Source organism: Streptomyces sp. SLBN-8D4, assembly GCF_049739545.1.
GTDB classification, from domain to species: domain Bacteria; phylum Actinomycetota; class Actinomycetes; order Streptomycetales; family Streptomycetaceae; genus Streptomyces; species Streptomyces canus_C.
In genome coordinates, this window is the sequence record NZ_JBMGQC010000001.1 from 8,481,821 (window position 1) to 8,506,541 (window position 24,721).

The following is a 24,721-nucleotide window of genomic DNA, read 5'->3' on the forward strand; positions in this document are numbered from 1 at the left end:
GCTGCCGAGCCAGCGATGGGGTGGGCGAGAGCGTCGCCAGGCGTTCTTGTCGCCATGCCTGCTCCTTGCTCGTGAAGTGGTCCCGTGAAGTGAGGGACCGACTGGTCGTTGGTGCTGGTCGGGCTGGTCGTCGCCCTGCGGGGGCGCGGGCGGTGGTGGCACGAGGGAGGACGGACACTCGCATGTCGAGGGCAAGGGCGTGAAGCCGCGGCTCCGGCGCCCGGCAGGTCAGGGAGGCCGCCGGGCGCCCGCCGTCGCTCACCGCGCGCGTCACTTCCCGACGCTCAGCCCCTGGCTCTTCATGGCCGCGACGGTGCTGTCCTGGACGGAGGTCACGGTCTTCGGGATGGTGCCCTGCCCGGCTCCGGCCTTCTTGAGCCCGTCCTTCATGTCGGACTGAACCTGGCTCATGGTCGGGCCCCACACCCAGCCCGTGCTCGTGTTCGCGGCCGCTGTCCTGAACACGTCGTAGATGTTCTGTCCGCCGAAGTACGCCGACGGCTGGTCCACGGCAGGCAGTTGCTGTCCGCTCGTCGCGGCCGGGTAGATACCCGTGTTCTTGATCAGACTGGTGACGCTGTCGTTGTCGGTGCTCATCCAGGTCGCGAACTCCGTGGCTTCCTTCGGGTGCTCGCAGCCCTTGAGCACCACGGTCGCCGAGCCTCCGCGGTTACCGGCCGCCTCCTGCCCGGCGGACCACTGGGGCATGGGCGCCACGGCCCACTTGCCGGACAGCTCGGGCAGGTTCTTGGAGATGAGCGGAGCCGCCCACACGGCGCTGACGAGCGACAGCAGCTGCCCGTCCTGCACCTTCTTGAACCAGGCCGTGTCCAGCATCGGGTCACTGGTGACCAGCTTCTTGTCCAGCAGGCCCTGCCAGTACTGCGCGACCTTGCTCGTCTGAGGGTTGTCGATGGTCACCTGCCACCGGTCGTTCGCAGTACCGAACCACTTGCCCCCGGCCTGCCAGGTCAGTGCCCCCAGGTCATAGGCGTCCTGCGGCGTGGTCGTCAGGTAGGCCGAGGGGTTGGCGCTGTGTACCTTCTGCGCGGCCGCGGCGAAATCGTCCCAGGTCTTCGGCGGCGAGATCTTGTACTTCTTGAACAGGTCGGTGCGGTAGTACATCGCCATGGGCCCGGTGTCGACGGGGATGCCGAACACCCTGTCGCCGACGCTGGACATCTGCCAGGTCCACGGCACGAACTTGTCCTTGGCGGAGTCGGCGTACTGGGAGATGTCCTCCAGCGCGCCGGTGGCGATGAAGTTCGAGAGGGTGTCGTAGCCCACCTGACCGAGACAGGGTGCGTTGCTGGCCTTCACCGCGTTCTGCATCTTGGCGTAGCCGCCGATGCTGCCCGCCGGGATCTGGCTGTACTTGACCTTGATGTCGGGGTGGGACTTGTTCCACAGCGCCACGGACTTGTCGAGGCCGACCGCCGCCCCCCAGAACTCCACCGTCACCGGCTTGCCGCCGGAGCTCGAACCGCCCGAGTCGCCGGACCCGCTGCAGGCGCTGAGCGTGACGAGCGAGGCAACGGTCAACATGACCCCGGCCCCCTTCACCCACCGTGAAGCCATGGGAACTCCTTCCGTCGGCCGTCCGCCTTGCGGAGCTTGCCGGTTGATCTGCGAGCGGCGTGTCGCGCACGGAGTCGTTGGTGAGCTTCCCGTCATCGGGGACTCATCCCTACGAACACTGCCGAACGGCTTGCGATTGGGGTTTCACTTGAGGTGTGCGCCAGCCCTTGTTGGCCCGTCTGGCCTACGTGATGCGCTGGCCCCGCGAAGCAGGGTCCGAGGCTCGGAGTGCTTGCGTTCGAACCGAGCGGCTCACTCTGAAGTGCGAAGCGAGTCTCAGTTGCGTCGACTATGGGGTCGGGTGCGCCGCCTGTCAACGCTTCCTCGTCGACTTTTGGTAAAGAGCTTGGCTCGTCACTGAAAGAGTTGCTGGGCAGCACGGAGTTCGGGACCTCTGTGACGCACTCGAGATCTCCGGGAGTCAATGTATGGGCGTTGTCGGTCAGGCCGATATGTGATCGAAATCGAGGAGGGCAGTGCTAAAGCGCTTTGATGACGTGCGTAAAGCGGCGCAGACCCTCTTCGAGTGCCGTGTCGTCCGTGGCGAAGGACAGGCGTACGTGTCCCTCGCCCAACGGGCCGAATTCGGACCCGGCGCGTACGAGCACGCCTCCGTCGGCGAACCGTTGCACAAGTTCGACGGAGGACAGGGCGCTGTCGATACGGGGGAATGCATAGAACGCCCCGAGAGGCCGGACGACGCTCACCGCGTCGAGACCGTCGAGGTGCCGCATGACCAGATCTCGGCGGTGCTGGAAGCGCGCCGAGAGTGCGTGCAGATCCTTGTCGGGAATGCGTAGCGCCTCGATGGCCGCGTCCTGGACGAAGGTGTTCAGAGGCCCGTTGATCGTCCGGTGGACGAGGTTGATCTTTTCGGCGACAGCGGGGGCGGCGCAGATGAAACCGATGCGCCAGCCGGTCATCGAGTACGACTTGGAGAACGTGCCGGAGAGCACCACGCGGTCCTGCACGGAGATCAGTTCGGATGCCGAGGTGAACGCGATGCCGTCGAAGACGATGTCGCTGTATGCCTCGTCCGACAGGAGGTAGAGGTCGGGGTGAGCGCGGAGAATGGCACCGACTCCTTCGATATCGGCTTTGGAGAACACCATTCCGGTGGGATTCACGGGATTGCACAGGATGAGCATGCGGGCACCGGGTGCCGCCGCCGCGAGTTTGCGCAGGTCGATCGAGCCGTCAGGGCGCGTGGAGATCCACTCGACCTCGGCCCCTGCCATGGCTGCGTGGTCCGCGTACAGGGAGTAGGTCGGTTCGGGGAGCAGCACTCGATCGCCCGGGTTCAGCAGAGAGAGGACGGTGGCGGCGAGGCCGGCGCTGCCTCCGTGAGTGACGACGACATTCGCAGGGTCGACCCCGGCGCCCTGGGAACGCGCCAGGTGGGAGGCGATTTCCTGGCGGAGATCCGGAGACCCCGTGATCTGCGAGTATCGAGTGCGACCGGCGCGCAACGCCCGGACGGCAGCCTCCACCACTGGCTGCGGCGTGTTGCTGTCCGGTTCACCCATGGCCAGAGAGATGGCGCCCGGCACCGCACCGCCCAGTGTTTTGGGCCGCCTCGACGCTGCTCTGATGCGTTCCGGGAGAGAACCGGCCGTTCGGGAGGGGACGCTCATCCGATCTCCAGGGAGTCACGATGGATGTAAAGTGCGAGAACATTCTCACATCGTGATGAGCGGTTCAAGGGTGGGGACGCGGCTGGATCGGCCGGAGGCAGGTGGTTGATGCCCGAGCGGGTCCGCGGTGGGCGCGCTGCATGCGCGCTGTGGTCCGGTGGGCATGCCTGAAGCCCACCGCAGACGCCGTGGGAGGTTGGTTCCTGGTACTGAGGGGCGGCCCCCGCCGGGAGTCGCCCCTCACCGGCTGCCGATCGTGCGCCTCAGGCGCCTGCCCAGCCTTGGAGAGCCCCGTAGTAGGCCGCCGTCAGACGGCTGATCGCTTCCTCCTCCGGGAGGCCGGTGCTGATCAGGTCCAGGATCTCGCGTGGATCGAACATGGCGTTGTACAGGAACAACGCGTGATCGAAATGATCATCCGGCACGTCCAGGTGCCGCATCACACTGCGAATGGGGCGCTCCCAGGCGTCCCGGACCGGGGTGATCACCTCGTCGTTGCCGCGCAGGCGGGTGAGGAACCCCGTGCGCGACCGGATCTGGACCATGGCGGGGCCGTAGCTGCGGACCAGACGAGCCCATTCCCGCACCACGTCCTCGAACAGGGCCGGGCCGGTCTTGGGGCAGTCGTGGCTGTAGTTGCGCAGCTGGACGATCACGCCGAGCAGGTAGGCCTTGAGGAGCTCCTCGACCGACGGGAAGTACCGGTAGGCCGTGGCCAGCGACAGGTTGGCTCGCTCCGCGACGACCGCCATGGTCATCGCGCCGGGCTCGGTCCTGAGCGCTTCCCCCACGGCCTCCAGGAGCTTGCGCCGGTTGCGGACCGCGTCGCGGCGCATGCCGCGCCCAGCACCCTGTTCCTCGTTCTTGACCGTCAGGGGGAGCCTCCCGGGATGCCTCATCGCAGAGAGGTGTCTCACCTCTGGGCAAGACGATAGTGACGTCCGTCCGAGTCGCTCAAGCGGCGGAGCCTCGCCCGGTGCCGGGATGTGCATGAATGGCTCTGCTGATCTTCCTCGGTGTCCCCCCGGGCCTCTGGCCCGGAGGGCTGGGCGAGCGGATCTCAACGCGGGAGGATCGTCACCTCGGCCCGGTTGAAGCGGGAGCTGTCACCCCTGGTGTGGAACGGCATGTCGTCAGGGCTGGGGCCCGTACTCGACGTGTCGGCGTGCGGCGAGTACTGCTGGTGCGGGTTGCCGGTGCCCAGTACGAGGGGAATCGTCAAGCGCCCCTGGGCGTCGGTGGTGGCCGACCGCGCTGAAGCGCCCTCGTGGTCGCGGACGGTGACGCGATACCGCGTGCCCGGGCGAGCCAGTGAGGGCGTCCGTACGGTGGCCGAGCCGTTCCCGACCACCGTGAAGCGGCGCTGGCGCGCAACGTTCAGTGCGCTGAACTCGGTGACTTCCCGCCGCATCCGTACGGTCCAGTCGTAGGCGCTGTACTGCGGCTTAATCGACGAGAAGGTGAACGACCGGGGAGTGGCGCGGTGCCGCGAGTGGCGGGCGAAGTAGGCCTTCAGGTGCGGTATCCAGGCGCGGAGGTCGGCCTGCCAGTAGGGCCATGTGTGGCTGCCGGGTCCGTAGTCGTGCCACCGGTGCCGGATGCCGAGATCCAGCAGGCGCTCGTGGAAGGACACGTTCTCCTGCTGGATTCTTTGTTCCGTGGGGTCCACGGCCTCGCCGTCGTGCCGGGGCCGGCCGTTGCCCGTGTACAGGGACACGTCCGTGTGGGCCAGATTGGCCGCCAGGTCCCAGGGGTTGTCCCCGCGCCAGCGGACTTCCTGCGTCGCCCACGGGCCCCAGAGGGAAGGGTGGAGCTGCTCGATGATGGTGCGCATCTGGACGTTCTGGTGGTCGACGTCTCCGGAGAACGAGCCGACGGCACCGAAGAGGTCGGGGTGCCGAGCGGCGTACGAGACGGCCCCGAACCCGCCCATCGACAGTCCGGCGGCAGCCCGAGCCCCGCGCTCGGGGATCGTGCGGTAGTGCTCGTCCACCCAAGGGAGGAGCCTGTTGATGTGGAAGGTCTCCCACATCGGCCGGCCGCGGTGGCCGTTGTTCCACCAGTCGGCATACCACTCCGTGGAGCCGGCGTCCGGCATCACCACGATCGTGGGCAGGCCGGCCGTGATCTCCTCTGCGGCACCGTCCTGTGTCCAGCTCGAAGCGCTCTGCCCGCCACCGTGGTAGAGGTACAGGACGGGGTAACGGCGCCCCTTCTGCGCGTCGTAGCCGCGGGGGAGAAGTACGCGCACCTTGGTCGTGCCGTCGAGAGCGGACGAGGTGAAGGTCAGCTCGCTGAGCCGCGGCGAGAGTCGCTTCTTGTTCACCAGCGCGATGCCGGTATCGGTGCGGGTTGCCGCGGCTGCCCCGGCTGTCCGGGCTGCCTCGGCTGTCTGGGCGGGAGGGTGACTGCATCCGAAGACCATCACCGCGCCCAGAGCGAGTGTCGCGGGGATCCTCACGCGCCTGCCGTTCAAGATGGTCCGTCTCCTTGTAGTCATGCTTCGCTTCTCTGTCCGTGCCGGGCTCGCGGCGCCCGGGGACACGGGACGGCGGCTGTCTCCGGGGTCGGCGTGCCGCCGTCCCGGTGTTCGGCGATGATCGGGGGCGCGGCGTCCGTGGATGTCGTAGCCGCGCGCTGCGACGTCTCCGTGACCCGCCGCCGTCGACGCCGCCGCGGCATCTGGCGTCGTGCGCTCAAGCCGCTTCGAGACGGGTCGGCCGACCAGGCGCGAGCACGCTCATGGCTCGCCTGGTCGCCCACAAGGAGCCGGATCCCGGTCTCGCCGGTGCGCGGGCACACAGGCCGGCCGCGCCCGGAGGAGCCTCGGCGGCCTTCAGCGGGAGGGTCGCCGGGGTCTTCGATACGTGTCGGCAGGGTGCTCGTCGACGAAGGCATGCCCGATCCGATCGATGCCTTGGTCGCCTGCGCCTTCGGATGTGCCGTACCCGGGGAAGTGTTCGCCGGCCTCCGCCACGCCGGGTGCGGTCGGGGTCGCGCGCCGACGAGGCCGGCGGAGAGCCGGGCGGCCGGCTCGGGGCCTTCGCCGCAGACCGGTACCGGACGAGGTCACATCGTGGACCGTGCTCGGGGCGGGCGCGGCGGCGTCGGCCAACGGCGCGGATGCAGCGGATGTCTCGGCCGGGGTGCGAGCCTCGGATGGCCGAGAGCGAGGCATGTGAGGTCTCCTTGACTGCGCGTGCGCGATCGGCGAACCGATCACCTCAATCTCGAAATTAGATTCGTATTTCGAGATTGAGGTGGACGCTAGCACACGGTTTCAGTCGCATGGAAGTTCTCAGGCCTCGTCGTCGACCACCCCTGCGAGGAAGGCCTCGATGCCTGTCGACACGTCCACCGCGCCCGGGTTGTACAGCCACTGCATCTGAAGTCCGTCGATGGATGCGATGAGCAGGTTCGCGAGGACCTCCGGCCTGGTGTCGACCTTCAGGCGTCCGCGACCGCGCAACTCGGCGAAGATGCGGGTCAGGTGCAGGCGCAGGCTGTCGTAGCGGGCCCGGTACAGCTCGTGAGCGGGATGCCCGTCGGCTGTGGCCTCGCTCGAGATGATGCTGTGCAGCTGGATCAGTCCGGGTCGGGCCTTGTTGGCGTGTACGACCCGCAGTTGAGTCTGCAGAACATCCAGGTCATCGGCTTCCCGGACGATCGCGGCCGTCTCCCGCTCGTGTGCGGCGAGTACTTCGACCAGCAGTTCCGCCTTGCTGCCGAAGTGGTGCAGCAGGCCGGTCTGGCTGATGCCGGCTCGCTCTGCGATGTCCTTCATGGTGGCGCCGTGGAAGCCTCCGGCGCCGAATGCCTCGACGCAGGCGTCGAGGATCTTCTGCCGCACCTCCGCGGTCTTCGCATAGGACCCCCGGGGGCCGCGGGCCCCGCTGCTCGCTGCCTTCGCCTGCTTTGTCACGGGTCGAGCATAGAGCGGTGCCTTGCCCCTGACTTAATTCATCAACGTGCTTCTGTTTTAGCGCGGCGAGGCGGCGAGGTCGCCGCCCGGACGACCTCCTAGTAGGTGACCACCGCACGGAAGCGGACGGCGCCCTTGGCGACCTTGCCGACCACCGTGGCCACCTCCTCCTTCGGGAACGTCTCGACCATGGGGGTGACCTTTCCCGCGGCGGCGAGGTCGAGGGCCTCCCGGAGGTACTGCGGCCCGTTGTGGGTGGAACCGATCACCTGCATGCGAGTGCCGATGAACGGAAGGCCCCTGCCGGAGGGCGGGACGGTGAAGGGGGCGGTGGGGTCGATGCCCGACAGGACCAGTCGCCCACCGGGCCGCAGGCCCGTCAGCGCCTCCGCCGCGGCCGGATACGACGTGCCGGTCGCCAAGATGACGTCGGCGCCGCCCGCTGCGCGCAATTCGGCGCCGTTCGCCACGACCTCGTCCGCGCCCAGCCGCCGTACCACGTCGTGTTTGTCCGGCGAGCTTGTCATCGCGATCGTCTCGAGGCCGCAGGCGTGCGCGAACTGCACCGCCAGATGGCCCACCGCGCCGATGCCGAGCACGGCGACCCGCTCGTGCGGCTGAGGCTCCCCGGCGCGCAGGGCGGACCAGCCCGTGTAGCCCGCGCACAGCATGGGCGCGGCCAACTCGAAGGGGAGCCCGTCGGGCAGGAGTACGGTCTCCTCGGCGCCCACGACCATGTACTCGGCATGTCCGCCCTGCACGCTGAAACCGGTCGTGGTGGGTGCCGCGCACGCGAAGGCGGCCTGCCCGGTCACCGGCAGGCCCAGGCGGCAGTAGTCGCACCGTCCGCAGGCGGCCCGGACCCAGTGGGTTCCCACCCGGTCACCGACGCGGCGCGTGGTGACCCCCGGCCCGACCGCGACGACCTCGCCCGCCGGCTCGTGTCCGGTGATCGCCGGGTCGACCGAGGGGAACCGGATCGCCCCGGTGGTGGCCAGGACGTCGTTGACGCATACGCCGGAGGCGCGCACCCGCATCAGCACCTCGCCGGGCCCCGGCTGTGGAGTAGGCACCTCGCGCAGTTCCCACCTGCCGTTGACCGCGGGTATCACGGCTGCCTTCACGAAGTTCACCTTTCTTGTGCGACGGATGAAAGGAGGGCGCGGATATCGTCGATCACCGACGGCGCAGGAGGTACGCGCGCGTCACGACAGGATCACAGCGTGCTGACGTCGGTGCGACGGCGGTCCTCCTTCATGGGCAGGGAGGTGACGGTGGCGCGGAGCTCGCGCTGGGCGGTGCCGGGGTTCCCCCACAGCACCGTCACCTCGGTGCCCGGTGCCGCCAGGTCGCGATCGATGACGCAGAGGGAGATGGTGCGGCGCAGGTGCGTGCTGTACGTGCGGGAGGTCGAGACGCCTACCGGGCGTCCGTTGACCAGCACCTGGTCGAGGCTGGCGCCGATCTTGCGCGGCATCTCCATGGGTTCGGGCACCGGGCCGTCGCCGAACTGGGAGGCGAACAGGGCGATCACGTCCTCGTTGTTCCAGTGCAGGCCTGCCAGGTGGCGCGCCGGGCCGCCTTCGGCCGCCTCCGCGGCCAGCGCGTCGCGTCCGATGAAGTCGTGGGAGGTGAGGGCTCCGCGACGGCCCCAGCCGAGCTCACCGGGGCGGCGGAAGAACTCCGTCACGTCGGTCGGGACGAAACTGCCGTCCGGCATCCCGCGGGGAAAGAGCCTGGGCGCCCCCGGCGTGATGATCGACGAAGGCAGGTAGTCGATGCCGACGGTCGCGATGCCCGCCTCGATGTGGGCCACGAGTTGGGAGCGCATCCCCAGTTGGCGGATGCCGTGCTCGGCCCCGGCCTCGACGACCGCCGTCCAGACCGCGTTGGCGTCGTCGGCGGACCCGTGCAGTTCGTACCCCAGCTCCCCGGAGATCCCCGAGCGCAGAATCCGCACGGGGATGCCGCTGATACTGGTCATGCGGCTCCGGTTGAAGCCGATGTCGCGCAGGCTCTCGCCGGTCGCGGCCTCGAGTGCGAACAGCGACGTCGGCCCCTGGATCTCGAAGATGAACATGTCGGGGCTGATCACCTCGCTCTTGGCGTCCCAGTCGCCCTGGTCGATCTGCCAGGCGGTCCAGTCGACGCCGCCGCCGCTGTAGACGAACTCCTCCTCGGCCACCCGGTACAGCAGGCCCTCGGAGGCGATGTGGCCGCGTTCGTCCAGCTGGACGTGATGCTTGATCTGGCCGGGCTCGAAGCGTGACAGGTTGTTCATGCCGATGCGGGTGAGCGCGGTCAGGGCCTCGGTCCCGTGGACGCGGAGCTTGCCGATGGCCGACCAGTCGCCGATGTAGCACGACCGCACATGGGCCAGGCTCTCCTCGCCCCAGTTGGTGTACTCGTACGGGATGAAAACGGGCGTCCAACGGAAGAGCAGACCCTTGACGTTCGCCTCGTCCTGCGCGGCGGCCGCCGGGCTGAACACCGCCGGCCGCTCCACGTCGAAGGGACGGTCGGCCAGCTCCAGCAAAGCCTGGTAACGGGCGCGCTGCCGGTCGATCAGATGCTCCATGAAATTCCTCCGGCGGTGATGGTGGTACGGCATTTCTGACCCGGAGTTATTTCGCCGGGAAGCTGTCATTTCGCTGAGCGACATACTCACGAGAAGGATGGACGGCGCGGCCTGTGCCGCTGCGTCGGCAGGCGACGACTACTTGGCCCGGTCGGCGGCCGAGGGGTCTGGCCGTCGATACGCCGCCCTGGTCACGCGGTCAGGTCGTCACGTCGCCGACTTCCAGACCCTTCAGCTGCTCCAGGTAAGACGCCATCCATTCCATGGAGAAGCCGCCGTTCAGCCGGAGGCCGAAGTTGTAGAGCAGGAAGGGGTGGACACCGAGCTGGAACAACTCGCGGATGTCGGTCCTGGCCAACGCCTCGCGCTCCTGGTCGGTCAGGTCGCGGTCGGCGAGGGCGGCCTCCGGGACTTCCTTCAACTGCCGCGCCAGGTCGCCATCGGCGGCGACCTCCCACAGCATCCGGTTGGTTGCGTACCGGCTCATGGGGCCACCACCTCCGATGCGGGGGCGGACGCATGGTCACCCCAGGCCAGGAAACCGGTCGGCGGGGCGAAGGTGCTGGCTACCTTCTCGGCGTAGTCCGGGGTGACTCCGCCCACAGCGCCGAGCGCGAAGAGGAAGTCGAGGAATCCAGGGGTGCCGCTGCCGATCGCTGCCAGCGACTCGTAGGTGGTCTCCTTGATCAGCGACTCGGTGTCACCGGCAGTGATCTGCTCCCATACCCGTTTGTCCCACTCTGTCTCCGGCTCGGTCTGGAACCGAGCCATGGCCGGGTTGCCGATCGCGTTGGACAGGTGCCCGCTGGCGATGATCGCCACCCGCAGGTCGGCGGGGTGCGCCTCCACCATCTCGACGATGGCGGCGCCGAGGTCGTAGAAACGACGCCCGGTGGCCACCGGCGGAGCCATCACGTTGGTGAAGATCGGAACGACCGGTAGGTCCTGCTCGGGCCTGAGGAAGCTCAACGGGACGGTGAACCCGTGGTCGAGCAGGAAGTCATCGCTGTAGGAGAAGTCGATCCCGCGCTCGAAGCCACCGCGCAGTAGGTGCCGCGCGATGTCCCCTTCCAGGGCGGTGTCGTAGGACCCGATGCCGAACAGCTCCTGCTCGTGCGGGAACGGGCCACGCGCACGGACCGCCTTGCCGATCAGGAAGGTCGGCATGTTGTCGTAGAACCACTGGTTGAAGTGGTCACCGGAAACCACCACCAGCACGTCGGGCCGCGCGGCGGCGAGCCGTGCCCGCAGTTCCGCGAAATGGGCTATTGATCGCCGCAGCGGCTCGGGAGCCGCCGATCCGCCGGCGGCAACGCCGGGGAGCAGCGGGTCATGGGGAGTGCACAGCACTTGGACGACGCTGGCCATCGCTCACCTTTCAGCATGGAACCCTCCAGGCAGACCAGCCGTACAGAGGGAGTCTCCACATTCGGTGGTAACAGCGTGAGCGGTGCGACGTCGTTGTGGAATAGCGGAACCGGTATGCGCACTATCCGCGGAGCGTATGGTCCGACGACGTTCGTCATGTGGGAGGGTGCGCGAAAGTCCGTGGCAGCTGAGGCCGCCCGGTGGAGCATGCCCACCAGCAGCTCGTCACCGAAGCGGGGCCGCAGCCGGCCAGGGCATTGCCGGTGGCCGACTGGATGAGCCCGACGACCTCGCCGGCCCGTGTGACGCACCGTTCCCCGGAGCAGCGCCACCAGCACCGGAGGGGACACCAGCACCGGAGGGGACACCAGATCCTTTGACGCCGACCCGTGACGCGAGCTGCCCCGAAGGGCGGACACGGCGTGTGGCCGTGTATTCATCCGGTCCATGGCTGCGATATGAAACCGCGTATTGGACGTGGCCCAGGCCACCCACAAGATGGTGCTGCACCACGGGAGTTCAGGGCATCCGCAGCGGAGCCGCCGGGACTCCCGGTGCTCACCGACGCTCGTTGGCATTCGGCCCGGACGTCTCTCATCGCCCTGCACCGATCTCCTCAACCTGCCCTGACGCACTCGGGAGTCCTGCCTTGACCAGCATCCAGAACGCGCTCATCGTCGGCGGGGGCATCGCCGGCCTGACCGCCGCGACCGCCCTGTCCCGTACCGGGATCTCCTGCGACGTCGTCGACCTGGCCGACGGTCCGGCCGGGGCCGCCATCTCACTGCTCAACCGGGCCGTCGACGGTCTCGCCGAGATGGGAGTCCTGGATCAGTGCCTGGACGAGGGGCTGGCGGTGTCCCCGCAGGACATCTTCGCCTACTTCGATGCGGCGGGGAAACCGGTGTCCACGCCGCCCATGCCTCCCGCACCGACGTCCGCTCTGCCGCACGGCATCCTCATCTACCGGCCTGCCCTGGCGAACATCCTCCGGCGAGCCGCGGAGAGGGCCGGCGCGAGCGTGCGGAACGGCGTGGGTCTCGCCGGGCTGCGGCAGACGGAAGACTCCGTCACCGCCACCCTCACCGACGGCTCGGAGCGGTCGTACGACCTGGTCATCGGCGCGGACGGCATCCGGTCGAAGACGCGTTCGCTCATCCTGGGGGACCAGGTGACCCCGACCTACTCCGGCCTCACGATGTTCCGATGGGTCGCCGACGGGGTGCCGGACGTCGGCCCGATCGGGCACTACGAGTCGGAGCACCTCTGCGTGACCCGGCGGCAGCGGGACGGCGGCCTCTACCTTGCAACCGGCCGCGAGTTCCCGGAGCGCCCGCGGATCGACGCGGCACAGGCCCGGCAGATCGTCCGGGAGAACCTCCGCTCTTTCACCGCACCGCTGATGCGCGCGCTGGAGGAACGGCTCACGGACGACACGAAGATCATCGTCAACGACTACGACTGGCTGCTCGTGTCCGAGCCCTGGTACCGGGGTCGGATCCTGCTGATCGGCGACGCCGCGCACGCCACCACCGCCCACCTCGGTGCCGGCGGGGGTATGGCGGTCGAGGACGGCGTGGTCCTCGGTCAGGAATGCGCGGCCGGCGGCCCGCTCGAGGACGTGTTCAAGCGCTTCATGACACGGCGCTTCGAGCGGGCTCGCCTGGTCGTGCAGACCAGCGTCGAACTGGACCGCATGCAGCAGCGGGGAGAGCCGATCGCCGCCCAGAACAAGGTGCGGGGGCGGGCGATGGAGGCTCTGTCCAGCCCCTACTGAGCCCCCTGCTAAGACCGTGTCCTACATGGTCAGTTTGAGGAACCGCTTGTAGCAGCAGAGGGCGGATGCCAGCCCGAGAAAGGCCAGGTAGTTGCCTGGTTTCCGCTCGTAACGGTGGTTGAGACGGCGGTAGCCGGTCAGCCAGGACATGGTGCGTTCAATGACCCACCTGCGTCGGCCGAGTCGCTCGCTGGAGTCGATGCCCTTGCGGGCGATGCGGACGCCGATGCGTTTGCCCCATAGCCATCGTCGCAGGTGAGGGATGTCGTACGCCTTGTCTGTATGAAGGCGCACGGGTTTGGAGTCGACCGCGTGGGATTCGTGTCCCATGTGGAAATGGGACAGCATCGGCTTCAGGGCGAGGCTGTCGTGGGTGTTGGCCGCGGAGAGCCCGACCCGTAGGGGCAGTCCGTTCGCGTCGGACAGGACATGCATCTTGGAACCGCGCTTACCCCGGTCCACGGGGCTCGGACCTGCAAGTTCGCCCCCTTTTTAGCCCTCACGTGGGCTGAATCGAGGACCGCACGAGACAGGTCGACCAGGTCCTGCTCGTCCAGGAGCTGGAGAACCTTCTGATGCAGCCGCCCCCATACTCCGGCGCGAGACCAGATGGCGAAGCGGCGATGCACGGTCGACTTCGACGCTCCGAAGCACGGTGGCAACGCCCGCCAAGCGCAGCCGCTGACCAGAACGTAGATGATCGCGGCAAACACCGCCTCATCATCGATGTTCGCGACCCCTCCACCCTGCGGACGCACCCGCGCCGGCGGCAGCAACGGCCTTGCCAACTCCCACAAGCCGTCCGGAACGATCCATCCCCACCGTCCACTCCCCATGCCCAACACAACCGCCAACTGACCATGTAGGACACGGTCTAAGCCCCCGTGCCCGGCACATGCGGACCGACAACCACGGGAGCCGGCGAGCATGACGATGCACGACCACCGGACCGGGCGTCGCCCCTGAGGACGGCGCCCGGCGGTGCGCTCATCGACGCGCGCCTTCGTGCTCACCGGACTTCGACCCCCGGCGAAGCACCACGCTCACGTCACCGCCCGCTCACGACAGCCGCTTCCTTGCCCGTGGCCGAGGCCGGGCGGCGCGGACCGGCGGGAGCTGAAGGCCGGGGACGATCCGGTTGCGGATGGTGCCGATGCCCTCGACGGTCATCTCCACGACGTCGCCGGGCCGCAGCGGCGGCGGATCCGGGCGGCCACGGAGGCCCCACAGCTCGGCCAGGCAACCGCCGTTCCCGCAGGTGCCCGAGCCGAGGACGTCCCCGGCGCGGACCTCGCTGCCGCGGGATGCGTAGGAGACCAGCTCCTCGAACGGCCAGCCCATGTTGGACAGCAGGTCATGCCCGATCTCGGTGCCGTTCACGGAGACCCGCATCTCGAGGGACAGGAAGCCCTCGTCGTCCCGGTACGGCTCCAGTTCGTCGGCGGTGACCAGCCACGGGCCCAGAGTGCCGGCGAAGTCCTTGCCCTTGGCCGGGCCCAGGCCGACCTTCATCTCCCGGCGCTGCAGGTCGCGCGCGGACCAGTCGTTGAGCACCGTGTAGCCGAAGACGGCATCACGGGCCTGCGCCGGACTCAGCGACGCGCCGCCCCTGCCGGCGACTGCGGCGACCTCGAGCTCGAAGTCGAGCAGCTGTGAGCCGGGCGGGACGGCGACGTCGTCATGGGCACCGACGAGCGCGTAGGGGTTGGTGAAGTAGAAGGTGGGTGCCTCGTACCACTCCGGCATCACTCCGCCGTCGGTCATGCTCCGCACCACCCCCTCCACGTGCTCCTCGAACGCCACGAAGTCCCGCACGGTGGGCGGGGCGAGCGGCGGCAGCAGCCGGACGCCGTCCACCGGCACGGCCCGTGTCTCCAGCGCCGTGCCGCCGGTCTCCAGCGCGGCCGGCAGCCCCGCACGTACGAGGTCGAGCACCGTCGTCCCCTCCGGGAGGGCGTGCAGCCCCGCCTCGGAGACGACACCCGAAAACGTTCTGCCCTGGGACTCCCAGGTCGCGAACTTCATCGACCCGAACCGGCGAGATGGAGGGGCGGCGGAGTGAGCGTGTTCGACGGACGTCGGTCGACGATGACGTCGTGCACCACGGGCATGGTGGGCTCCTTACCCGTCATTTGACGGCGAGGGGGTTGACCGGTGCGCCGACGGCGCCGGTCACGGGCAGGGGGGCGGCCACGAGAAAGAACTCGTAGACGCCGTCGGCGGCGCAGTCGGCCGCCAGGGCGTCGAGGTCCCACATCTCCCCGAGGAAGAGGCCCATGTGCGGGATGGCGACCTGATGCAGCGGCTGGAAGGCGACATCGAACTCGTTGGGGCGAACCTCGAAGCCCCAGGTGTCGGTGGCGATCCCGGCGATCTCGGAGGAGTGCAGCCAGTCGGCCGTGGCGAACGACAGACCGGGGGCGGGACCGCCCGCGTAGTCGCCCCAGCCGTCGCCCGCGGCGATGCCGCGCCGGGCCCGGGTGAGCTGGCCGGTGCGCACCAGCAGCAGGTCGCCGCGGCCGACCCGGGCAGTGTCACCTTGCGCGGCGATGGTCGCCTCGAGGTGTTCGGCGGTGATGGCGAAGCCGTCCGGCAGTTCGCCCTCGGCTCCGATCGCCCTGCCGACGTCGAGCAGCACACCCCGGCCGGCGATCCTGTCGGCCACGGTCTCGATGCCGGTGAGCCTGTCTCCCTCGCTGGTCACCACCTGTGAGGCGCGGCGTCCGTTGTAGGCGGTGCCGTGGTCGAAGATGTGGCCGAGGCCGTCCCACTGGGTGGAGGCCTGCAGCGGCATGAACACCACGTCGTCAGCGCCGCCGAGCCCGTGCGGGAACTCCGCCGGGCCGAATTCTGCGTCCAGGCCGGAAGAGAGCATGGTGTGCACCGGGTTGGTGCGCCGCCGCCACCCCTTCTGCGGACCTTCCGCGTCGAAGCGCTGGGCCAGCGAGAAGCTCACGCCGCGGCGGGCCAGCTGCGCGCCCTGTGCCCGTTTGGCCTCGTCGAGGAAGTTCAGCGTGCCGAGGACGTCATCGGCGCCCCAGCGGCCCCAGTTGGAGACGCGCTTGGCTGCGGCCGCGATGGCCCCTTCGGGATCGGAGCGGTCGAACGTGGTCACAGGTCTTCCTCCGTGGAGTTCCGATCAAGGATCGGCAGCAAGGGCATCGGGGCTTCGTCACGAGTGCGCGGTTCCCACCGTCGGGATCGGACCCAGGAGGCGGGCGGCGTTGCCACCGCGGATGGCGTCGGTCGTGGCCTGGTCGAAGCCGGCCGCCTCCAGTCGGTCGACCGGGTCGACCACGCCCATGTCGAAGGGGTAGTCGCTGCCGAGGGTCACCTGACTCGCGCCTATCGAGCCGACCAGGTGCCGCAGCTGCTCGGTGGTGTAGACCAGCGAGTCGACGAAGGTGCGGCGCAGCAGCGCGGACGGCGGCTCGGCGGTGGTGTGCGCGTCTGAGCGGGCCGCCCAGGCGTGGTCGGCGCGGACCATGTAACCGGCCAGGTAGCCACCGCCGTGCGCGGACCAGATCTTCAGCCGCGGGTGCCGCTCGAGCAGTCCGGAGAACATGATCCGGGACAGCGCGAGAGCGGTTTCGGTCGGGTTTCCCACGCTGTTGAACAGGTAGTAGGCGTTCAGCCGCTCGCCGAGGGTGCAGCCCCAGGGGTGGATGAGCACGGCGGCGCCCAGTTCCTCGGCGGCCGCCCAGAAGTCGGCCAGCGACGGGTCGTCGAGTTCCCGGCCCGGCCCGGCGGAGGTCGAGATCTGCACCCCCCGCATACCGAGGTCGCGGACCGCTGTCACGAGCTGCCCGACCGCCAGGTCGGGGTGCTGCAGCGCTACGGCTCCGATCGGAAGGAGCCGAGTCGGTTCCTTCGCGCACAACGCGGCGATGCCCTCGTTGCCCACCGCGACGATGCGGGAGGCCAGCTCCCGGTCGGCCCACGCATGGGGCAGCGGTACTGCGCTGACCGCCTGCACCTGCACACGCGCGGCGTCCATCGCGGCCAGCCGCAGCTCGAGGTCGACCAGCTTCGGCCCGAGCTCGGCGATCTGCTTCAGGTTCACCGCCAGGGACGCCCGGCCGAGGGTGGCCGCGTCGATCTCCCGCTGCCGTACCAGACCCGGCTGCCCCTCGATCAGCGCGTCGACGGCCGGTACGCCCGCATGGGCGTGCACATCGACGGTGGGCACGCTCACGGCGCCACCACCTCATCCGTCCGAGCCGGCTCGGAGCGCTGATTCCAGCCGTTGTCCCAGCCGATCAACCTGTCCAGGGACACGGGCCCGGGGCGCGTGCGTTTCGGGGGTGTCGCTGAAGGCGACCGGGCACTCGCGGCGCAGACGGGTGTACTCGGCGTACCGCTCCGGTGAGCGGATCCCACTACCGAGGGAACGGCCCCTCGGTCCTCCTGGTACCAGTCCGGTTCGACATGCGTCTCGGCGGTGTACGACATGGTGCGCCTCGCTCTCCGGTGGATCTGAAAACGCCTGGGTGGGGCCGGCCGAGTCGGTCGGCCGGGCTCAGTCGGTCGGGAAGCGGCCGAAGTGGGGCTTGCGGCCCTGCAGGACCTCGGCGACGCAGCGGTTGCGCTGCCGTCCGAGGTAGGTGATCTCACTTTCGATGACGTCTCCGTCGTGCAGGAAGCGACCGTGGTGCTTGCCATTCCCGGGCGGAGAGCCCATGAAGATGATGTCCCCGGGCGTCAGCCGGACGTGCTCGGAGGCGTACGCCACGAACTGCGCCGGGTCGAAGATCATGTCGCCGGTCGGCCAGTCCTGCATGACCTGGCCGTTGACCTTCAACGTGGTCCGGATGGTGTCGTCGAGCGTGAAGAACTGTGCGGGCACGACGAACGGCCCCGCCGGCTTGAACGCAGGCTGGTGCTTGCCCATCCAGTCGAAGCCCCAAGGGATGTCGGTGCGGCGGAACTGGTCGACTGTGCCTAGGTCGTTGACGATCGTGTAGCCGGCGATCAGCCCTGTTGCCTCGTCCGGGGTGAGGAACCGACCGGTCCCGCCGACGACGACCCCGAGTTCGAGCTCCCAGTCGGGCTCGTCGCCCAGGGCCGGCAGCACGACGTCGTCGGTCGCGCCCACGAGCGAGGAGTGCATCCCGACCCAGGCGAAGGGAATGCCCTCTCGCGACCGGCGCTCCATGAACGCGAGATTGCGCTGGAAGAACTCTTCGTCGGTCTCGCCCACTCGGCGGTTGTGCTGGTTGAAGGCGTTCTTCGTCAGCATCTGCGCCGAATGCGTCTTGTAGTTGGCGCCGGCGCCCAGGAGGTTGGGATGGCTGAGCGGCGGCAGCGCACGCAGCTCCGTCAACGGCCGCGTCGGTCGGGAGGAGTCGGTCCACACCTCTTCGAGGAACTGGAGGTTCGTCGTCCAGTCGGCGAAGACCTCGTGCAGGTCGTGGAACCGGTCGGACAGGTCGGTGACCATGCCGTCGGCGGTCACGAGGGCCGGGAAGGCACGCGTCTCGTCGGCGAAGGTTCCGAGCGCGAAGGTTCCCGCGCGCAGTCCGGTCGCCGGGTCGACCGGGTGTTCCGGAGCGCGCGTGACAGGGGCGGTCTCAGTCATGGGTCACGTTTCCGTTTCGGTGACGCTGGGTCGTGCGGGACGCACGACACCTGGACGGCGGAAAGTCATGGATCACCTTTCGCCATGGGTCTGTCCGGCCGTTCCGGCGGACGACAAGGAGCCCGGAGGACGGGCCGGCCGGAGGATGATCTGATTGTGAACCGGGCCACGAGGCCTGGGATATGCTCAGCTTTGTATGCGACCCATCGACGGAACGGATGCTCAGCATCGACCGGCCGGTGCGGGTCGTTCGGCGAAGGCCTCGGAGCCGCACTGCTGTGCTGGTGGGCTCGCCGGACCGCGCCTGAAACAGAAGCCGGGGGAGGACACCGCGGTGACGTACAACTCGACTCCAAGCCCGACGGCAGGTGGACGCACCCCGGAGCAGTCAGGGCGGATACTGCGCAACCAGGACGTGGCGACCCTGCCCGTGCTGCGTGCCCTGCTGGTCGAGCGCAACGTCACCCGGGCCGGCGAGTCCCTCGGCCTGAGCCAGCCCGCCACCAGCGCGGTGCTGGCCCGCCTTCGTCGCCGGTTCGGCGACCAGCTGCTGATCCGGGTCGGCCGGGACTACGAGCTCACCCCGCTGGCCGCCAGCCTGCTGTCACGGATCGAGTCGGCCACCGAAGCGCTGGAGCGCGTGTTCGGCGACGACTTCGACCCCGCGACGACCAACCGGCAGTTCTCCCTCGCGCTCTCCGACTACACCGTCGCCATCCTGTTCGAGGAACTCAACCGGATTCTGGCCGAGGAGGCCCCCGGCGCCGGACTCGACCTTCGCCCCCTCACCACCAGCTCCCACTTCGACGCCGACGCTCTGATCCGGCACACCGACGGGGTGGTCCTGCCGCACGAGCTGGTGCAGGGCTATCCCGGCCGGCTCCTGCTGCGCGACCGCTGGGTGTGCGTCGTGGCCGACAGCAACACCGTGATCAGCAGCGAGCCGACCCTGGCCGAACTCGCCCTCCTGCCGTGGGTGAGCCAGTTCACCCACTCCGACCCGGTCAGCTTCCCGGCGCTGCGCCACCTGCGGTCGAATGGCATTGAGCCGCATGTGGAGGTGGTGACCGACAGCTTCCTGTCGGTCCCGTTCCTGCTCGCCGGCAGCAACCGCGTCGCCTTCCTTCAGGAGAGACTCGCGCGACGCCTGGCACCCGTGGCGCCCGTGCGGATCCTGCCGAGCCCGGTGGACATCGGACCTCTCAACCTGTCGCTGCGATGGCACCCGACCATGAGCGACGATCCCGGCCACCGATGGTTCCGTGATGCGCTGGGGCGTGCGGCGGAACGCGTCGCCTAGCGAATCGCCGCCCAAGCCGATTCCGGTATCGGACGCATCCGGACGGCGAGTGCGTTGCCGCAGCCGGTGGTGTGCGTGGGTTCGTCGAAGAGTGTCGCCGCCGCGGGGCGCTGAGGTATGGCCGAGTGTGCTCGGCGCTCCGGAAGACTCTTTCGAATTCGTTGCGGATCATGAGTACCCGGTCATCCGCGAGCTGCACGATCCTGACGGTGGTGACGCCCCACACGGTGCGTCCGGCCGTGGCGGCCCGGAAGTCGGGATCCTGGATGTACATCCAGGACGTCCAGTGGTCCAGGTAGTGCTTGGTGTGGGAGGCCAGCGCGTACCCGTGCACAGCGGAGGTGCTCACGATATGGGTCGCGGCGAGGGTGGCCTCGAGAAGCAGCGCGTGGTTGCCCTCCATGGGCCGTGTGGGGTGCCCCGCGCCGTGCCGCAGGTCGTCGAAGTCGGGGGAGCAGATGCTCGGCGAGCGAGATCCACTGCTGGTCGACGTCGGCGGGAAGTCGGGCGGCGGCCTGGCGCTCGAGCAACGCCGCCTTCGTGGCCGCCCGCGCCGGATTCACCCGGAACGGCGTCTGGGGCAGCGCGCTGCCACTGTTCCACACCACCGGCTGCGACCTGACGGTGCTCGGAGTGGCCACCGCCAACGGCACCCTCGTACTCGTCCAGGTCTTCCAGCCCGCCCTGGTTCTGGAGGCGCTGCAGAAGTGGCGGGTCAGCTTCTTCGCCGGAGTCCCGGTGATGCTCTCCGCCCTGCTGAACCACCCCTCGTTCGACTCCTATGACCTCAGCGCCTGCTCTGCCGTCCTGTCCGGCGGTGACCGGGTGCCTCCAGAACTCGTTGAGGAGACCGAGCGCCGCTTCGGCGCGCTTCTCCACCCTGTACGGGCAGACCGAACTCAGCCCCGCCGTCACCCAGACCAGCCCCGACGACAGCGCCCACGACAAGCTGCACACCGTCGGCCGGTCCCTGTGGCAGGTTGAGGTCAAAATCGTCGGCCCCGCCGACGCCGATCCGCTGCCCGTGGGCGAGCCGGGTGAGATCTGCGCCCGTGGATACCAGGTCATGCTCGGCTACCACGACCTCCCCGAGGCCACCGCGCAGACCGTCGACCGCGACGGATGGCTGCACACCGGCGACCTGGGCGTGATGGACGAGCGCGGCTACGTCACCGTCACCGGCCGCCTGAAGGACATGATCATCCGAGGCGGGGAGAACATCTATCCCGCCGAGGTCGAGGCGGCGCTCAGCACCCACCCCAAGGTGCGGCAGGCCGCCGTGCTCGGCCTCTCCGACCCGGCGTGGGGCGAGCAGGTCGCCGCCGTGATCAACGCCACCGATCCGGCCGACCCGCCCACCGCTGCCGGACACCACGACCACCTGCACACGGCTCTGGCCCCGTACAAGACACCACGCCACTGGTACCTGGCCGACGCCATTCCTGCCAACGCCATGGGAAAGATCCAGAAGTTTGTCCTGCGACGGCAGATCAGTGACGGGAACCTGAAGCCGCTGCCCTGAGGTAACCCGTCCGTCCCGCAGCGCGGGGTGCACGAGGCATGGTCTCGTTCTCGGGCAGGCCGCTGCTCGGGCTCAGCCGGCGTCGAGGTCTGGTCGGAGCGGAGCATTGCCGACCGTCCCTTGCCTGCCCATCGGTTGAGAGCTGCCAAGCCGGAGGACAGGTGGCTACTTCACAAAAGCTCGACCGGCGAGCGTGCGGCTTCTCGCTGGGGAAGTGCACACGCCCGCTGACCGCTCCCATGGGAGCGGTCAGCGGGGTGACCGGCGCGGCCGTCGCACGGGTTACGCGGCGTTGCCCTGCGCTTGGGTGGAGATGTCGGCCCATTCCTGCCAGGTCTTCAGGCGCTCGGCGTAGACCTGGGGGACGAGGTGGAGGGGGGCGGTGCCGAAGAAGACGCGCAGGGGCGGGTTGGCGGCGTCGACGATCTTCAGCAGGGCGGGGCCGGTTGCGGCGGGGTCGCCGGACTCGACGTCACTCCAGGCGGCGGCGACAGCGGTGCGCAGGTCGTCGTAGGCCGGCAGCTGTGTGGCAAAGGTGGCGGAGGAGCCTGCCCAGTCGGTTTCGAAACCGCCGGGCTCGACGAGGGTGACCTTGATGCCGAAGCCGGCGACCTCCTGGGCGAGGGCCTCGGTCAGGCCTTCCAGGGCCCACTTGGAGGCGTTGTAGCCGCCCAGGTTGGGGAAGGAGGTGACGCCGCCGACAGTGGAGATCTGCACGATGTGGCCGCTGGTCTGGGCGCGCAGGAGGGGCAGGGCGGCCTGGGTGACCCACAGGGCGCCGTAGAAGTTGGTCTCCATCTGACCGCGGACCTGCTGTTCCGTCAGCTCCTCGACCGCGCCGAACAGTCCGTGCCCGGCGTTGTTGACGATCACGTCCAGGCGGCCGAAGTGCTCGTGCGCCCGCTGGACGGCCTCGAACGCGGCGGCCTTGTCGGTGACGTCCAGCTTCAGCGGCAGGACCGCCTCACCGTGGGCGGCCACCAGATCCGCCAGGGAGTCGGTGTTGCGGGCGGTGGCCGCGACCTTGTCGCCACGCTCCAGGGCCGCCTGGGCGAACTGACGGCCGAAGCCACGCGACGAGCCAGTGATGAACCAGATCTTGCTCATGGGAAAGCTCTTCTCTTCGAGCTGAAGTCTTATGAGAAGACTGTACATCGGACTGATACTGAGTATCAAGTCGAGTCGTGGGATCGGAACTGTTGAGGACGGTAAGAGTGGCGAGGACGGCGGAGAGCCACCGAGCAGAGGCAGGTGAGAGCGCAGTGCCACAGAGGCCCCACCGGACGGCGCGCGCCGCGGCGAGTGTGCGAGTTCGATCCCCTGCGGGACGAGTGAATGAGCTACGCGCAGCGGGTTGGTACAGGCGGGGGTCACCACGGAGCTCCACCTCTACCCGGGGGCGTTCCATGGCTCCGCAGGGCTCCGCGGCACGGTACTCAGCCAGGCGATGCTCGCAGGCGGGCTGGACGGCCTCCAGCGAGGACTGCGCGTGCGCTCGGCGGCGTAGCAGCACTTTTCACGGTGGCGGAGAGTCTGGAAACGCGCCGACGGGCGGTGACCACCTAATTTCCGACGGCTCGGCGCCACACTTCGACAGGCAGGGCACCGGCGGGCGTGCCACGCGGATGCGGCCGCCCTGCGTGCACCAGCGGTACGGCGAGCCGGGCAGAGCGGCCCACGTCGAACACGAGGAACCGGGGGTGGCACGCTCGCGTCGGTGGCCGGCGCGGCCACGGCCCGGTGGCGCGACGTGTGAACCTTGGGCGGCGCCGTCGACTTCACGCAGCGCCGATCGGCGGGCCGCCGAGTTGGAGGGCCGCGTCGTGCTGACGCAGCATCAGACCGCCGTGAACAACTCCGGCACTCCCACCTGCCCGGGGCCGGAAACCCGGCGTGGCTGGTTCAACTCCACCCGGTGTTCACGATCCTGGAGGCGCCGCGCCGCCATCGTCATCAAGCGGCTGAATCGGGTGTATCCCGCGCAGGGGCGCGTAGGGGAGCGGGGCGTGCCCCCTGTAGGTGGTGACGAGGGGCCAGGTCGGCGGTCGGCAACTCGTTGTCCACGCTGTCGTCGGACTCTGCCACCACGCGGACTCAGTGGACCTGGACCGGGGGCTCGCCGGGACAGTCGCGGACGGCCTCCCGCGGCAGGGTGCTCGCGTCGTCGGGCCGGATCAGAGCCTTGACGTTGACCGCGTCCACAGCCGGACCAGCAGAGTGGCGGCGAACGACGTGAGCTCGTAGGCGCGGTCGACGCGGGCGCAGGTCCTCACCGAAGCGCCGCCGCAACCGGGTCGGCGCCTCACGCGCACATGGAACGAGGCTTGGAGCTGGTCCGCTGGCTGGGGTTCGGTAGGCGGCTCAATAGGTGGACATCGGTGGCTCGCCATACGTCCTGTGGATTGGTGGCATACCAGTTCGACCATTCCGCATCGGTGCGGCTGTTGTCACTATCAACGACGTCGGCGGGACGAGCAGGCACCGAAAGCCCCGCGCGTCGTCGGCGGCCCCACCCCACCTCCTGCCGCCCGGCCGAGAGTCGGACGGCAGCCCGCCCCAGGAGAAGACGACGATGGTGGTATCCGAAGGGACCCCCGTGCCTCCCGCGCAGGTCGCCGCTGACACGAGCGGGTCACAACGGCCGCGCAGCCGGCCCGCCGGGACGGCCGCTGGGATCTGGACCGCCTGGCAACCTTCGGTCCACCCGCGGAGGGAATCCTGTACCGGACTTGGGGCGACAGCTGCGACGTCAACGGGATGCGGCTCCTCGGTGTTCCCGACCGCCCCGGCGAACCGGCGCGGACCGCCGTCAGCCGCCTGGGTGAGAAGCGCGTCGCGGCGGAGGAAGCTGCGGCCGTGCAGGTCGACGCCACGGGACCAGCCCAGTTCCCCAGGGGTGCGGAGCAGTTCGCCGATGTCGCCGATGGGGATGAAGCTGCCGCTCGGCTTCGTCGCCGGAAACAGCATTCACGTCGCTGTTCGCCGTCCAGTTCGGCGACGGACCGGTGCCTGAAACCATTACATGCCACGCCGAGCCGTTCGGGCCGTTCGTCGTGCCGGCGCCCTTGGCCGACCGCGACGCCGTGCGGATCGTCCTACAGGTCGGCGGCGAGGTGTTGCAGGACTGGCCGCCGACGAGATGTTCCTCCACTTCGCCCGGCTGTTCGCCTACTCCCGCGAGCGGGTGCGGCTCCAGGACCTCGTCCTTGAGGGTCTCCGGTCGGGAAACGGTGCCCACCACGGCGGCCGCTTCTTCTCTGCCGGCGATGTCGCCGGCAGCCCCATCATCGGCCCCGGCCGTCAGCGCAACCGCTGCGTGAACGAGGACCTCCGCGGCCGGTGACCAGTAAACGGAGTCGCCCCGAGCATGCCAGGCCCGGGCGGCGCCCCCTCCGCGCGCTCGAGGGCGACGCACTGCCCGGCATCTCGTCGCAGCGACCCCGGCGCCTCGCCGACCACCACCC

20 protein-coding genes and 1 pseudogene are annotated in these 24,721 nt (G+C 69.1%); 6 read left to right on the forward strand and 15 right to left on the reverse strand.

The genetic code is table 11. The features are described 5' to 3' along the window. Window positions 1-270: 270 nt before the first annotated feature. The 9 genes from RKD20_RS38435 to RKD20_RS38475 all read right to left on the reverse strand — a co-directional run bounded on the left by RKD20_RS38435 (window position 271) and on the right by RKD20_RS38475 (window position 11,080). Complete coding sequence (locus RKD20_RS38435) at window positions 271-1,578, reverse strand: sugar ABC transporter substrate-binding protein (RefSeq protein ID WP_328435239.1); 1,308 nt, start codon at window positions 1,576-1,578, stop codon at window positions 271-273. Window positions 1,579-2,057: 479 nt separating this feature from the next. Further along, window positions 2,058-3,104: a pyridoxal phosphate-dependent aminotransferase gene (locus RKD20_RS38440; RefSeq protein WP_218638902.1), complete on the reverse strand. Its 1,047-nt coding sequence runs from the start codon at window positions 3,102-3,104 to the stop codon at window positions 2,058-2,060. 371 nt (window positions 3,105-3,475) lie between these two features. Continuing rightward, window positions 3,476-4,048 carry a TetR/AcrR family transcriptional regulator gene (locus RKD20_RS38445; RefSeq protein WP_266728786.1) on the reverse strand — a complete coding sequence of 191 codons (573 nt, stop codon included), beginning with the start codon at window positions 4,046-4,048 and terminating at the stop codon, window positions 3,476-3,478. Window positions 4,049-4,272: 224 nt separating this feature from the next. Beyond that, entirely contained in the window at window positions 4,273-5,688 is a 1,416-nt protein-coding gene (locus RKD20_RS38450; RefSeq protein ID WP_143569459.1) for an alpha/beta hydrolase, read from the reverse strand. An 822-nt stretch (window positions 5,689-6,510) separates the two neighbouring features. Next, window positions 6,511-7,134 carry a TetR/AcrR family transcriptional regulator gene (locus RKD20_RS38455; protein WP_063768379.1) on the reverse strand — a complete coding sequence of 208 codons (624 nt, stop codon included), beginning with the start codon at window positions 7,132-7,134 and terminating at the stop codon, window positions 6,511-6,513. A gap of 98 nt (window positions 7,135-7,232) precedes the next feature. After that, entirely contained in the window at window positions 7,233-8,258 is a 1,026-nt protein-coding gene (locus RKD20_RS38460) for an alcohol dehydrogenase catalytic domain-containing protein (RefSeq protein WP_424881719.1), read from the reverse strand. Between the two features lie 92 nt (window positions 8,259-8,350). Then, on the reverse strand, window positions 8,351-9,712 hold the full coding sequence (locus RKD20_RS38465) for a glycine cleavage T C-terminal barrel domain-containing protein (RefSeq protein ID WP_075662675.1): 1,362 nt from the start codon (window positions 9,710-9,712) through the stop codon (window positions 8,351-8,353). A 199-nt stretch (window positions 9,713-9,911) separates the two neighbouring features. Next, entirely contained in the window at window positions 9,912-10,199 is a 288-nt protein-coding gene (locus RKD20_RS38470) for a hypothetical protein (RefSeq protein ID WP_424881720.1), read from the reverse strand. Continuing rightward, complete coding sequence (locus RKD20_RS38475; protein ID WP_075662679.1) at window positions 10,196-11,080, reverse strand: hypothetical protein; 885 nt, start codon at window positions 11,078-11,080, stop codon at window positions 10,196-10,198. Before RKD20_RS38475 ends, RKD20_RS38470 begins: the two co-directional genes overlap by 4 nt. Before the next feature lie 649 nt (window positions 11,081-11,729). Between RKD20_RS38475 and RKD20_RS38480 the strand changes: the two genes are divergently transcribed. Beyond that, window positions 11,730-12,857: an FAD-dependent monooxygenase gene (locus RKD20_RS38480; RefSeq protein ID WP_424881721.1), complete on the forward strand. Its 1,128-nt coding sequence runs from the start codon at window positions 11,730-11,732 to the stop codon at window positions 12,855-12,857. Window positions 12,858-12,878: 21 nt separating this feature from the next. Here the strand turns inward: RKD20_RS38480 and RKD20_RS38485 are convergent. The 5 genes from RKD20_RS38485 to RKD20_RS38505 form a co-directional block, all read right to left on the reverse strand. Continuing rightward, a protein-coding gene (locus tag RKD20_RS38485) for an IS5 family transposase (protein WP_424881722.1) occupies window positions 12,879-13,693 on the reverse strand; the annotation gives its coding sequence in 2 pieces (ribosomal slippage) (window positions 12,879-13,351 and window positions 13,351-13,693; 816 coding nt in all). Between the two features lie 223 nt (window positions 13,694-13,916). Then, window positions 13,917-14,882 (reverse strand): fumarylacetoacetate hydrolase family protein, encoded by a 966-nt coding sequence (locus tag RKD20_RS38490; RefSeq protein WP_424881723.1) that lies wholly within the window; start codon window positions 14,880-14,882, stop codon window positions 13,917-13,919. 103 nt (window positions 14,883-14,985) lie between these two features. Continuing rightward, window positions 14,986-15,972: a cyclase family protein gene (locus tag RKD20_RS38495; RefSeq protein ID WP_424881724.1), complete on the reverse strand. Its 987-nt coding sequence runs from the start codon at window positions 15,970-15,972 to the stop codon at window positions 14,986-14,988. A gap of 57 nt (window positions 15,973-16,029) precedes the next feature. Beyond that, window positions 16,030-17,052: an amidohydrolase family protein gene (locus RKD20_RS38500; protein ID WP_075662691.1), complete on the reverse strand. Its 1,023-nt coding sequence runs from the start codon at window positions 17,050-17,052 to the stop codon at window positions 16,030-16,032. Between the two features lie 324 nt (window positions 17,053-17,376). After that, window positions 17,377-18,435, reverse strand: coding sequence for a fumarylacetoacetate hydrolase family protein (locus RKD20_RS38505; protein ID WP_075662693.1), 1,059 nt, complete (start codon window positions 18,433-18,435; stop codon window positions 17,377-17,379). A gap of 334 nt (window positions 18,436-18,769) precedes the next feature. On the opposite strand from RKD20_RS38505, the gene RKD20_RS38510 reads away from it, so the two are divergent. The 4 genes and pseudogenes from RKD20_RS38510 to RKD20_RS38525 all read left to right on the forward strand — a co-directional run bounded on the left by RKD20_RS38510 (window position 18,770) and on the right by RKD20_RS38525 (window position 21,257). After that, window positions 18,770-19,735, forward strand: a complete 966-nt coding sequence (locus RKD20_RS38510) for a LysR family transcriptional regulator (RefSeq protein ID WP_218638903.1) — start codon at window positions 18,770-18,772, stop codon at window positions 19,733-19,735. 170 nt (window positions 19,736-19,905) lie between these two features. Beyond that, entirely contained in the window at window positions 19,906-20,034 is a 129-nt protein-coding gene (locus RKD20_RS38515) for a hypothetical protein (protein ID WP_256726563.1), read from the forward strand. 241 nt (window positions 20,035-20,275) lie between these two features. Continuing rightward, window positions 20,276-20,756: pseudogene (locus tag RKD20_RS38520) on the forward strand (AMP-binding protein); the annotation flags it as partial. Between the two features lie 174 nt (window positions 20,757-20,930). Then, window positions 20,931-21,257: an AMP-binding enzyme gene (locus tag RKD20_RS38525; RefSeq protein WP_370517758.1), complete on the forward strand. Its 327-nt coding sequence runs from the start codon at window positions 20,931-20,933 to the stop codon at window positions 21,255-21,257. Window positions 21,258-21,539: 282 nt separating this feature from the next. Here the strand turns inward: RKD20_RS38525 and RKD20_RS38530 are convergent, their stop codons facing one another. After that, window positions 21,540-22,364, reverse strand: a complete 825-nt coding sequence (locus RKD20_RS38530; RefSeq protein WP_424881725.1) for an SDR family oxidoreductase — start codon at window positions 22,362-22,364, stop codon at window positions 21,540-21,542. Between the two features lie 2,032 nt (window positions 22,365-24,396). Here RKD20_RS38530 and RKD20_RS38535 point away from each other — a divergent pair. Further along, entirely contained in the window at window positions 24,397-24,600 is a 204-nt protein-coding gene (locus RKD20_RS38535) for a hypothetical protein (protein WP_075662703.1), read from the forward strand. Window positions 24,601-24,721: the final 121 nt, after the last annotated feature.